At 57.6% G+C, this 11,799-nt stretch carries 6 protein-coding genes and 6 pseudogenes; 11 read left to right on the top strand and 1 reads right to left on the bottom strand.

Annotated elements, in window-relative coordinates; translation table 11 throughout:
• The first annotated feature begins 149 nt into the window (after positions 1–149).
• The 11 genes and pseudogenes from JNO11_RS23320 (at position 150) to JNO11_RS23375 (ending at position 10,783) form a co-directional block, all read left to right on the top strand.
• A pseudogene (locus JNO11_RS23320) lies at positions 150–981 on the top strand (MetQ/NlpA family ABC transporter substrate-binding protein).
• Positions 978–2,014 (top strand): annotated as a pseudogene (locus JNO11_RS23325) (ATP-binding cassette domain-containing protein). Before JNO11_RS23320 ends, JNO11_RS23325 begins: the two co-directional pseudogenes overlap by 4 nt.
• The gene (locus JNO11_RS23330; protein ID WP_010670743.1) at positions 1,998–2,666 is read left to right on the top strand and encodes a methionine ABC transporter permease; all 669 of its coding nucleotides are present in this window, start codon (positions 1,998–2,000) and stop codon (positions 2,664–2,666) included. Before JNO11_RS23325 ends, JNO11_RS23330 begins: the two are co-directional and overlap by 17 nt.
• 3 nt (positions 2,667–2,669) lie before the next feature.
• Positions 2,670–4,985 carry a molybdopterin-dependent oxidoreductase gene (locus JNO11_RS23335; RefSeq protein ID WP_325178012.1) on the top strand — a complete coding sequence of 772 codons (2,316 nt, stop codon included), beginning with the start codon at positions 2,670–2,672 and terminating at the stop codon, positions 4,983–4,985.
• 131 nt (positions 4,986–5,116) lie between these two features.
• Positions 5,117–6,137 (top strand): annotated as a pseudogene (locus tag JNO11_RS23340) (isopenicillin N synthase family oxygenase).
• Between the two features lie 41 nt (positions 6,138–6,178).
• A pseudogene (locus JNO11_RS23345) lies at positions 6,179–6,965 on the top strand (MetQ/NlpA family ABC transporter substrate-binding protein).
• Positions 6,958–7,746, top strand: a complete 789-nt coding sequence (locus JNO11_RS23350; protein ID WP_010670747.1) for an ATP-binding cassette domain-containing protein — start codon at positions 6,958–6,960, stop codon at positions 7,744–7,746. Before JNO11_RS23345 ends, JNO11_RS23350 begins: the two are co-directional and overlap by 8 nt.
• Positions 7,734–8,403, top strand: a pseudogene (locus tag JNO11_RS23355) (methionine ABC transporter permease). Before JNO11_RS23350 ends, JNO11_RS23355 begins: the two are co-directional and overlap by 13 nt.
• Before the next feature lie 10 nt (positions 8,404–8,413).
• Positions 8,414–9,484, top strand: a complete 1,071-nt coding sequence (locus JNO11_RS23360) for an iron-containing alcohol dehydrogenase family protein (RefSeq protein ID WP_325178013.1) — start codon at positions 8,414–8,416, stop codon at positions 9,482–9,484.
• Positions 9,485–9,581: 97 nt separating this feature from the next.
• Positions 9,582–10,184: an NAD(P)H-dependent oxidoreductase gene (locus JNO11_RS23365; protein ID WP_325178014.1), complete on the top strand. Its 603-nt coding sequence runs from the start codon at positions 9,582–9,584 to the stop codon at positions 10,182–10,184.
• Positions 10,174–10,783, top strand: a pseudogene (locus JNO11_RS23375) (TetR/AcrR family transcriptional regulator). The gene JNO11_RS23365 and the pseudogene JNO11_RS23375 overlap by 11 nt, the downstream one beginning before the upstream one ends.
• 87 nt (positions 10,784–10,870) lie before the next feature.
• On the opposite strand, the gene malG reads toward JNO11_RS23375, so the two are convergent.
• Entirely contained in the window at positions 10,871–11,761 is an 891-nt protein-coding gene (gene malG, locus JNO11_RS23380; protein ID WP_010247369.1) for a maltose ABC transporter permease MalG, read from the bottom strand.
• Positions 11,762–11,799: the final 38 nt, after the last annotated feature.

Here is an 11,799-nt window from a genome sequence, read left to right on the forward strand (position 1 = left end):
AAAATCTTTAGCAGAAATAACGCTGTTCTTTGCAAGGATTCGAATATCCAGCATGTGACTATCGTTAGCATAAATAAGCCAAAGTCGGGGCTGGGTTTTGCCTGTTCCTCTCCGCGATGGCTGTGATTAAATCGATCGCTCTCACAATAATGAATCAGGGCAAACAATGCAGATCACATCCCGGGGGAATTATTCTGGCGCTGACCACCGCCAGCCTTTTTTATTTCTGCCGCTCAGGCAGCCGACCAGAAGAAAATACGGATTGGATTTAATCCAGGGCCTTATAAAGAGCAATTTGAAAAAGGCGTCGCGCCCTTATTAATCAGGCAGGGGTATACTCTGGAGTATAAAGATTTCAGTGATGGAATTCAGGTTAATGATGCTGTTCATCGCGGGACGATTGACGCCAATATCATGCAGCATCCCGTCTATCTTAAGTCGGTTAATGAGCGGCTTGGCATTGATAACGTTGGGATTGTGCAGGTGCCGACCCCGCCAATGGGGCTCTACTCTGGGCGCGTGAAAACGCTGACTCAACCCGCGCCGGGCAGCACGGTCTCTGTGCCCAATCAGCCCTCAAATGAGTACCGGGCGGCGCTGTTACTCCAGAGCATCGGCTGGCTCAAAATCAGCCCCGATAGCGATGCTGCCACTTTTTCGCAGAAAAATATCACGGAAAATCCCTACAAAATCGTGCTTAAAGAGATGGATAACGCTCAGCAGGTGCGTGCACTCCCCGATGTTGACTATGGAGTCATTCAGGGCAACTTCGCGGTATCCAGTGGCATGAAACTCAATTCGGCACTGAAACTGGAAGCGGCAACCAGCCAGTTTATTAACGTGGTGACGGTAGCCGGTAAAAATAAGCAGGCTCAGTTTGCCCGTGACATTATTGCCGGCTACCACTCAGCAGAATTTAAAACCTATATCACCGGTAATGCGCAGTATGCGGGCTATCTGCTGCCAGATTATTTCAAATGAGTCAGGTAGCCATTGCGTTTCGCCATGTCAGCAAAACGTTTGCGCGTAACGGTGCTGAAGTGCAGGCGCTGAAGGAGATTAATCTGCGTATCAACCAGGGTGACATCTTTGGCGTCATCGGCACCAGTGGAGCCGGAAAAAGTACGCTGCTGCGCCTGATTAATCACCTGGAGACCCCCCACAACCGGCTCGGTTGAGGTGCAGGGTGAAGCGTTACAAGGGATCAGCAAAAAGCGCTTAATTCAGGTCAAAAAGCAGATTGGCATGATCTTCCAGCACTTCAATCTGCTCAATGCCAGAACGGTGTTTCACAACGTCGCCATCCCACTGATTTTACAGGGCCGGGATAAAGATTTTATCGCCACCCGTGTAGCGCGAGCTGCTGGCGTTTGTTAACCTCAGCGACAAAGCCCACAGCTACCCGGATGAACTCTCCGGCGGACAAAAACAGCGCGTCGGAATTGCCCGCGCGCTGGCAACCAATCCCGCGATTCTGTTGTGTGATGAGGCGACCTCCGCGCTGGATCCCCAGACCACGGTACAGATTCTGCTGCTGTTACAGGAGATTAATCAGCGTTACGGCATCACCATTGTCCTGATCACCCATGAGATGTCGGTGGTCCAGAAGATCTGCAACCGGATGGCGGTGATGGAGCAGGGCCGTATCGTTGAACAGGGCGATGTCCTGTCGCTGTTTGCTGAACCGCAACAGTCGGTGAGCGCCAGCTTTGTGCAGTCCGTCATCCACGATCGTCTGCCACAGCAGACCCTTGCGCTGTTAAGCCAGCATCCGGCTGTCGACGTGTTGCGGCTGGAGTTTGTCGGCAGCACGGCACAACAGCCGATCATCAATCGCCTGATCCGTGAACATGAGGTTGAAGTGAATATCCTGTTCGCCAGCATGACGGAAGTACAGCGTACCATTCTGGGTTTCATGATTGTGCAGATCAAAGGCGAGCCCGCAAGACGCGAGGCGGCCATCCAGTTTCTCATCGCGACCGGAGTGAAAATCAGTGATGTCAGAACTCTTTGAAACCGCCGTTACCGGCGATCAGTTCCTGACGGCGATGCAGGACACGCTGATCATGGTGGCGTTGTCGCTGGGCTTTGGTTCGCTGCTGGGCCTGCCGCTTGGCATTGTGCTGGTGATCTGTCGTCCGGGTGGGATACAGCCGAATCGACTGGTACATCAGTTGCTGAACCCGATCGTGAATATCATCCGTTCACTGCCGTTTATTATTCTGCTGATCACGATTCTGCCGCTGACGCGCCTGCTGGTGAACACCACCATCGGTACGGCGGGAGCCATTGTGCCGCTGGTGATATTTATCGCGCCCTATATTTCGCGGCTGGTGGAGAATGCCCTGCTGGAGGTGGATGAGGGCATTCTGGAGTCAGCCAATGCGATGGGTGCCACCACGCTGCAGACTATCTGGTATTTCATGATACCGGAAGCCGCCTCGTCGCTGGTGTTAGCCCTGACCACCGCCACTATCGGCCTGCTGGGTGCGACGGCGATGGCGGGCACGGTGGGCGGCGGCGGCATTGGCGACCTCGCCATCACTTACGGCTATCAGCGCTTTGATGCCTTTGCCACGATTTCGACTGCGCTGGTGCTGATTGTCATTGTCCAGCTACTGCAAACCCTGGGTACGCGTCTCTCGCGCCGTATCCGACGCGAGTGAGCCATGAAAAAGAATGATTTAGCCGTTATGCACTGGGGCACGTATCACGTCACCACCGATGGGGACACGCTGACGTCCGTCAGGCCGGTGGCGTGGGACCGTAATCCCTCTGCGATCGGGCAGTCGTTACCGGGCGCGGTGCAAAGCGAAACCCGGGTCAAAAATCCGGCCGTCAGGCTCGGTTATCTCCAGAACAGAAGCGCATCCCGCAACGGGCGCGGCAAAGAGCCGTTTGTGGAAGTGAGTTGGGATGTTGCGTTGCAACTGGTGGCGGAGGAGCTGGGGCGTGTCAAAACAGAGCACGGCAATCAGGCGATCTACGCCGGCTCTTACGGCTGGTCGAGTGCCGGACGTTTCCATCATGCCCAGAGCCAGCTTCATCGTTTCTTTAACCACTATGGCGGCTATATCGCCAGCACCAACACCTACAGCATTGCGGCCGGTGAACGCACGCTGCCGCACATCATCGGCAACCTCGATGAGTTACAACGTCACCATACCCATTGGCCGGTTCTGGCAGAGCATTGCGAACTGTTTGTGGCTATCGGGGGTTTGCCGCTGCGCAATGCGCAGGTCAATGGCGGCGGGGCTAATGACCATGCGCTTTCTCATTGGTTAACCACGCTACGGCAGAATGGCACCCGGTTTATCAACATCAGTCCGGTCAGAAACGATCTCGCTGGGGTGGCGGATGCGGAGTGGCTGGCGATACAGCCCGGCTCCGATACGGCGCTGTTACTGGCAATCGGGCAGGTGTTAATTACTGAATCTCTCTATGACGCGCCATTCACAGAACGTTACACGGTGGGCTTTGACCACTATGCCGCCTACCTGCTGGGTGAACGCGACGGTATAGCTAAAACGCCAGAATGGGCCGCTCCGCTGACCGGGCTGGCGGCCGCGGAAATCCGTGCGTTGGCACGGCAGATGGCGGCGCATAAAACGATGGTGAATATTGCGTGGTCAGTGCAGCGGGCGCGGCAGGGCGAGCAGGCTTTCTGGGCCACCGTTGCGACTAGCGCTCTGCTGGGTCAGATCGGCACGCCCGGCGGCGGGCTGGGCTTTGGTTACGCCTCAACCAATCTGGCCGGTGCCGCCCGGCGACAGTTTTCCGGGCCTCGTCTGCCCGCCGGTCATAATCCGGTTCAGGAGACGATTCCGGTGGCACGCATCGCCGACATGTTGCTCAATCCCGGAGGGCACTATGAGTTTGATGGGCAACAGCTGGTCTATCCCGACATCCGGCTGGTCTACTGGGCGGGCGGCAATGTCTTTCATCATCATCAGGATATCAACAAGCTGATACGCGCCTGGCAGCGGCCGGACACCGTAATTGTGCATGAGCAGTTCTGGACGGCACAGGCAAAATTTGCCGACATCGTGCTGCCTGCGACCACGTCGCTGGAGCGTGAAGATATTGGCAGCGCCAGCAACGACGGTTTTATCATCGCCATGCCGCAGCATCTGCCGCCGTTTGGCGAGGCAAAATCGGATTACGCAATTTTTGCCGCTCTGTCGCAGCGACTCGGTTTTGCTGACGCCTTTACGCAGGGGCGTGATGAGCGCCAGTGGCTTCAGTCACTCTATGAAGATTCCCGGCCACGCGCTGCAGCACAGGGCATCGAACTGCCGTTATTTGAGGCATTCTGGTCACAGGGAGTGGTGGAGTATCCCGCGCCGGAGACGCCGCAGATCCTGCTAAAAGCGTTTCGCGATAACCCGGAGTCAGCCCCGCTCAGCACGCCGTCGGGGAAAATCGAACTTTTCTCTCAGCAGGTGGCCGATTTCGGGTATGACGAAGCGCCCGGATTTGCCTGCTGGTATGCGCCGGAATACCAGGCGCAACAGCAGGAAAAGCAGCAGTGGCCGTTGCATCTGCTCTCCAGCCAGCCACGGACCCGGTTGCATAGTCAGTACGATCATGGACGGGTCAGCCGGGCCACCAAAATTGCCGGGCGTGAGCCACTCTGGATGCATCCTGAAGATGCTGCTGCGCGCGGCATTGAGGAGAACAGCATCGTAAAAGTCTTTAACGGACGCGGCGCGCTGCTGGCGGGTGTGCATCTGACGCAGGATATCCTGCCGGGTGTCGTACAGATGTCGACCGGCGCCTGGTATGACCCGCTCGATCAGCAGGAGGGCCGGCCGCTGGATAAACACGGCAATCCCAATGTGCTGACCCAGGATAGCGGCAGTTCACGACTCGGCCAGGGGTGCAGTGCGCAGACCTGTTTTGTCGAGATTGCGCTTTATCAACAGCCTTTGCCTGAGATTACGGCATGGTTACCGCCGGCATTCGCGGCGTGGAGCGCAGAGTAATCTGCGGGTTTAAAGCCCGCAGCGTGGTGGGATATTCCCATCCGTCGCATATCCATAGCAGGATTAGTTGGTAGTTAACGCATAAATGAAATGGCAGTGTAAAGCGATTCCATGCCAACAGAGTGTCAATCATGAGCGCGTTAACCACAGCAGAATTGCCGGTAATTGATTTCGCATTATTGTCAGGTAATCAACAGCAGCAGCAACAGGTCCTGGAAAAATTAAGCCAGGCCGCGCGTGATGTCGGTTTCTTCTATTTAATCAATCACGGCATCGACCGTGAATTATTAGATGAGGTTCAGCACGTCGCGCGGAAATTTTTTGCCCTGCCACAGGCGGATAAATCCGCAGTGGCGATGGCGAACTCGCCGCATTTTCGCGGCTATAACCTGGCGGGGGGTTGAAATAACCCGCAGCCAGCCTGACTATCGCGAGCAGTTTGATATTGGTGCGGAACGGGAAGCGCTGCCCGTTACCGCCGATTCACCCACCTGGCAACGGATGCAGGGGCCGAATCAGTGGCCTGAAGCTTTACCTGAACTGCAAACGGTGGTCACCCGCTGGCAGCAGCAGATGACAGCGGTGGCGCTGGAGCTGCTGCGCGCCTTTGCCGGGGCACTGAATCTGCCGCGCAACGCCTTCGATAACCTCTATGGCGACTATCCCAACGAACATATCAAACTGATCCGTTATCCGGGCCGCACGGAGGGCGAATCACGCCAGGGTGTTGGCGCGCACAAAGATTCAGGCTTCCTGACGATGTTACTGCAGGACGATCAGCCGGGCTTACAGGTGGAAGTGACGCCGGACAACTGGATCGATGCCTCACCACTGCCGGGCGCGTTTGTGGTGAACATTGGCGAGCTGCTGGAGCTGGCGACCAACGGTTATCTTCGCGCAACGGTGCACCGTGTGGTGTCGCCACCGCAGAGCAGCGAGCGCTTATCCATCGCCTTTTTCCTTGGCGCGCAACTCGACGCCGTGGTGCCGATCTATCAACTGCCTCCTCAGCTGGCTGAACTGGCACAGGGACCGAGCAGCGATCCGCTTAATCCGCTGCTGCGCGAAGTGGGCTGGAACTACCTTAAAGGCCGGTTGCGTTCGCATCCGGAAGTTGCCCAGCGTTTCTATCCCGAACACAACACCCACTGATAACGATAAGAGATAAATGATGATGATTAAAAAAGCGCTTTCTGGCCCTGGCCGGTCTTTCACTGCTGATTGCCCAGAGTTTACAGGCCGCGCCGCTGCGCGTAGCGGCCGATCCGCTGCCCCATGCGGAAATCCTGGAGTATGTCAAAACCCTGGATCCGAAACTGGATCTCAAAATTGTTGAGCTGAGCGGGGGGCGTGAATGCCAATGAGCTGCTGGCCGCCGGGGATGTGGATGCCAACTACTTCCAGCATCTGCCTTACCTGAAAGATCAGGAGAAGGCGCTGGGGAAAACCTTTGCCGTGGCCGCCAGTGTTCACATCGAGCCGCTGGGTATCTATTCGCGGAAAGTGAAAAGTTTAGCGGCGCTACCTGAAGGGGCCAGCATTGCGGTACCGAACAATACCACTAACCTGAGCCGCGCACTCTGGCTGCTGCAGGACAAAGGGGTGATCAAACTTAACGCGCAGGGTGAAACGGGTTCGACGCTGGTGACGCCAAAAGATATCAGTGAAAACCCGAAGAAAATTAAGATCGTTGAGATTGAGTCGCCGCAGCTGCCACGCTCGCTGGATGATGTGGATGCCGCAATTATCAACGGCAACTACGCGCTGGAAGCAGGTCTGACCCCGGCGAAAGATGCGCTGGGACTGGAGTCTGCAGCACATAATCCCTACGCCAACCTGCTGGTAACGACGCCAGAACTGGCGAAAGATCCCCGCGTGTTACAGCTGGCGAAAGATCTGCGCTCGCCGCAGGTAGCGGAGTTTATCCGTAAAAATTATCAGGGCTCAGTGATTCCGGTTGCGGACCAGCAGCATGATTAAACTCAGTCATCTCAGCAAACAGTATCCTGGCGCATCTGCGCCAGCGTTAGACGACATCTCACTCACCATCGAAGAAGGGACCATCTTTGGCATCCTCGGTCGGAGCGGAGCGGGAAAAAGTACACTATTGCGCTGCCTCAATCGGCTGGAGAGTCCCACCAGCGGCCTGATTGAAATTGACGGGCAGGATCTCGCTGCGATGAGCCTGGCGCAACTGCGTCAGCAGCGACAGCAGATGGGGATGATCTTCCAGCACTTCAATCTGCTGCATTCGCGCAACGTGCAGGACAACGTCGATCTGGCGCTGGAGATCGCCGGTGTGCCTGCGGCTGAACGCCGCGAGCGGGTCGCATCGCTGCTGAAACTGGTGGGGCTGGCCTCCTTTGCGGCGGCCTGGCCGTCGCAGCTCTCCGGTGGACAGAAACAGCGCGTCGGCATCGCCCGCGCGCTGGCCGCCCGACCCCGTTATCTGCTGTGCGATGAGGCGACCAGCGCGCTGGATCCCGAAACCACCACTTCGATTCTCGATCTGCTGGCCGATATTCAGCAGCAGCTCAATATCACCATTGTATTGATCACCCATGAAATGGCGGTGGTGAAGCGGATTTGTGACGGGGCGGCGCTGCTTGAGAATGGCCAGCTGGTTGAGAGCGGCAGCCTGAGCCAGATCATGGGACGTGAAGAGGGACGCCTGCGCAAAATGCTGCTGAAGGATGGCGAAGCAGACCGGGCGTTTATCGAAAAATATCAGCGTGAGGCGTTAACCCGATGCGTAGCATGAGTAGTGAGCGGTTTCAGGAACTGCTGCTGAACGCCACTGGCGAAACACTGTATATGGTGTTGCTGGCGGCCCTTTTCACGGTCGCGATAGGGCTGCCGGTAGGCGTGCTGCTGTTTCTTACCCGGCCAAAAGGCATTCTGCCCAATCGCGCGATTTCACTGCTGCTGAATACGCTGGTAAATACCGGACGCGCCTTGCCATTTGTGGTGCTGCTGATTGCGCTGATCCCCTTTACCCGTCTGCTGGTCGGCACCACGCTGGGCAGCACTGCCGCCATTGTGCCGATTACGCTGGGGGGCATTTCCCTTCTTTGCCCGCATCGTGGAGAACGCGCTGGATGAGGTCGACCGCGGCCGCATAGAAGCGGTGGTATCAATGGGCGGTACGCTGTGGCATATCGTCAGCCGTGTGCTGCTGCCGGAAGCGCTTCCCGCGCTGGTGGCGGGCGTTACCCTGACGATTGTGATGTTGATTGGCTTCTCGGCGATGGCGGGCGTGGTTGGCGGTGGCGGGCTGGGCGATCTGGCGATTCGCTACGGTTACCAGCGCTTTGATAACCAAATCATGGCGGCCACCATTGTGGTGCTGCTGGCGCTGGTAATGCTGATTCAGAAACTCGGCGACCGGCTGGTGCGCTCGCTGGCTTATCGTCGATAAGGGGGGAACGATGTTTCGCGTGATGTCGCCGAAAGGCTATCTGCAACGGCCAGGGCTGCGGGCCGGGGTGGGAGAAATTATCCGGCCGCTTGCCTCGCATATTCACATCTTCACCTCGCCGCGGGCCTGGCAGGCGGTGAATCCTGACATGAGCATAAGTCTGGAACGGGCGGGGATCCGCTGGCAGCTCGACACGCTGACCGGTGAGTGTACCGATGCGGCGATTGCTGCGCTGCAACAGCAGGTGCAGACGCATGGCGCTACCCTGATTCTGGCTGTGGGTGGCGGGCGGGTGCTGGACTGTGCCAAAGCGGTCAACGACGCGTTGCCGGATATCCGGCTGGTTAACTTCGCCACGCTGGCCGCCACCTGTGCCGCCTGGTCTCCGCTGGCGATTATCTATGATGAGCGCGGCGGCCATCTGCGCAGCCAGCCACTGAATGCCATGCCGGAGCGGATTCTGGTGGACAGCGAGGTCATCGCCCGCAGCGAGGTACGTTATCTGCGGGCCGGGATCGTGGATGCGCTGGCCAAATGGTTTGAATTTGAGCCTTATCAGCGACAGACGCCGCACCAGCTGGCGCTGGATCTTAAAGTCGCAGCCGCCTGGCAGGCGGTAACGGTGCTGAAACGCTGGGGCGAAATGGCGGTGGCCGATAACATCAGGCAGCAGGTCACCCCGGCGCTGGAGAAAGTGATTGAAGCCAACATTGTGCTGGCGGGGCTGGCTAACAGTATTCAGGATGCGATGGCGACTCCCGGCTTCGCCCATATCATCCACGATCGCCTGACTCACCAGCCGGAGCTGCATCACTGGCTGCATGGTGAAAAGGTCGGCTTTAGCTTGCTGGTACAATCCTGGATTGAACAGCAGGGTAAGCAGGTGGAGCCTGAACTGCTGGCGCTGCTGCGCCGTTTCCACTCGCCTCTGACGCTGCCTGCGGCGATTAACGCGGACAGGGTAAGAGAGATTGCGCAGCAGATCCATTTCCCCTCCGCCAGCCTGGCGCACCTTCCCTTTACGTTCGATCACCCTCTGCTGGAGCAGGCCTTGCTGGCGACTTCTGCGTTTAAACAGTAAGTGCGGTCAGCGAATTGATCAGTGGTCGCCGCTTGCTAACCTACTAATGGTAACTTACCTTTAGTAGCTTAATGACTAATCAGGTAAGGTGACGACGATGCATGCATTAATAGTGACTTCCCATCCCAATCAGGACGCTCACACCCATCGCGTGGCGGACCAGCTGGCGCAGGGCATTATCGCGACAGGCCACCATACGGCTGAACAGGCCGATCTGTCAGCAGAAGGGTTTGATCCACGTTTTACGCTCAGCGATCACAGACATTTCAACGCTCTGGCGCCGACGCCACCCGATGTGCTGGCAGAACAGCAGCGGCTGGATCGTGCCGATGCGCTGGTGCTGGTCTATCCGGTCTACTGGTGGTCATTTCCGGCACAGCTTAAAGGCTGGATAGACCGCGTCTTCATCGCGGGCTGGGCCTTTGATGAGCAGGATGGCCATATCGTAAAACGCCTCGGCCATCTTCCCGTGCATCTGGTTGCGATTGGCGCGGCTGACACCCGAACCTTTCTGCGGCGCGGCTATTTCGCCAGCATGCGGAATCAGATCGATCACGGCATCTTTGACTATTGCGGTGCGCCGGTGGTGACCAGTGAACTGTTGCTTAGCGGCGATGAAGGTTATCCTGAGTCACACTATCAGCTGGCGCATCAACTGGGCCAGCGTCTGTTCGCCCATCAGGAAAAACATGACCGTTGAAAAAACACCCCGTAAGCGTCTGTCACGCGAAGCACGACGCAGGCAGTTGTCAGACGTCGCGTGGCAGATAATGCAAACCGAAGGCAGCGAGGCACTGACGCTGGCCAGAGTCGGCGACGCGGCGGGGGGTCAGTAAACCGGTGGTTTATGACCACTTCACCACCCGTCATGGATTGCTGGCGGCATTGTATGACGATTTTGATCGTCGCCAGACCGAAAAGATGGAAGCGGCGATAAATGCCGCGCCGATGGTGATGCAACAAAAAGCGGAAGTGCTTGCGGCCTGTTATGTGGATTGTGTGATGACGGAAGGGCGTGAGATTCCGGAGTTGCTGTCAGCGCTCAGCACCTCACCGGAACTGGCTGCCGTCAAACGCCACTATCAGCTCGACTTTATCGCCCGCTGTCAGCGCTGGTTTGCCCCTCTGGCAGGCAGCAGCGGTATTCCGGAAGCCGGCATGTGGGGCTTGCTGGGGGGCGCGGATGCCATCGCAGGCGCGGTGGCACGCGGCGATGTCAGCAAACCGGAAGGAGAGCAGGCGATCACTGCCATGGTCGTGGCGCTGGTGGCAGGCAGCCGTGCGTCGGAATCGGATTAGCATAAAAAAAGGCGGCCCGCAGGCCGCCGAATCCTTCAACCACAACAGGCGTTGTGTAAGTAGTGGCAACGTACAATGATGATCGTTTTAGCCTTTCACCCCGCCCGCAGTTAAACCGCTCACCAGCCAGCGCTGCGCCAGCAGGAAAACTAGGGTGATCGGAATCGCGGAGAGCACCGCCGCAGCGGCGAAATCGCCCCACAGATAGTTCTGCGGATTGAGGTACTGCTGCATCCCGACCGCCAGGGTGTAGCTGTTCACATCGCGCAGCAGCAGCGAGGCGACCGGCACTTCAGTCACCGCGGCGATAAACGCCAGAATAAACACCACCGCCAGAATCGGCACCGACAGCGGCAGCAGCACCAGCCGGAACGCCTGCCACGGCGTTGCGCCATCCAGCGCGGCCGCCTCTTCCAGTGACCCGTCGATAGTTTCGAAATAGCCTTTGATGGTCCAGACATGCAGCGCGATACCGCCCAGATAGGCGAAGATCACCCCACCGTGGGTATTCAGCCCGATAAAGGGCAGATACTGACCGAGACGATCAAACAGGGCATAGAGCGCCACCAGCGACAGCACCGCCGGGAACATCTGGAATATCAGCATCCCTTTCAGCAGGCTGGCACGGCCGGTAAAGCGCATACGGGCAAAGGCATAGGCGCAGGTGGTAGAGAGCGCCACGATGCCCAGCGCACTGATTGCCGCAATCTTGATCGAGTTCCATAACCAGAGCAGCACCGGGAAGGGCGGCGGTGTCACCCGGCCATCCGCATGTTCCACGCTGAAACCCAGCGCCAGCCGCCAGTGCTCCCACGAGATCTGCTCCGGGATCAGGCTGCCGGTGGCGAAGTTCCCGGCACGCAGCGAAATCGCAATCACCATCAGCAGGGGAAAGAGAATCGCCGCGATAAATAACAGCAGCAGCAGATGCGTGGTGAACAGACGCAGCCGTTGCGATTTCGGTTGTACCATAGCCATAACAACTCCTCAGAGCCTGGTCCCTCAGGCTATTTTAT

The sequence above is a fragment of the Pantoea sp. 1B4 genome, assembly GCF_016925765.1.
In the GTDB taxonomy this organism is placed as follows: Bacteria; Pseudomonadota; Gammaproteobacteria; order Enterobacterales; family Enterobacteriaceae; genus Pantoea; species Pantoea agglomerans.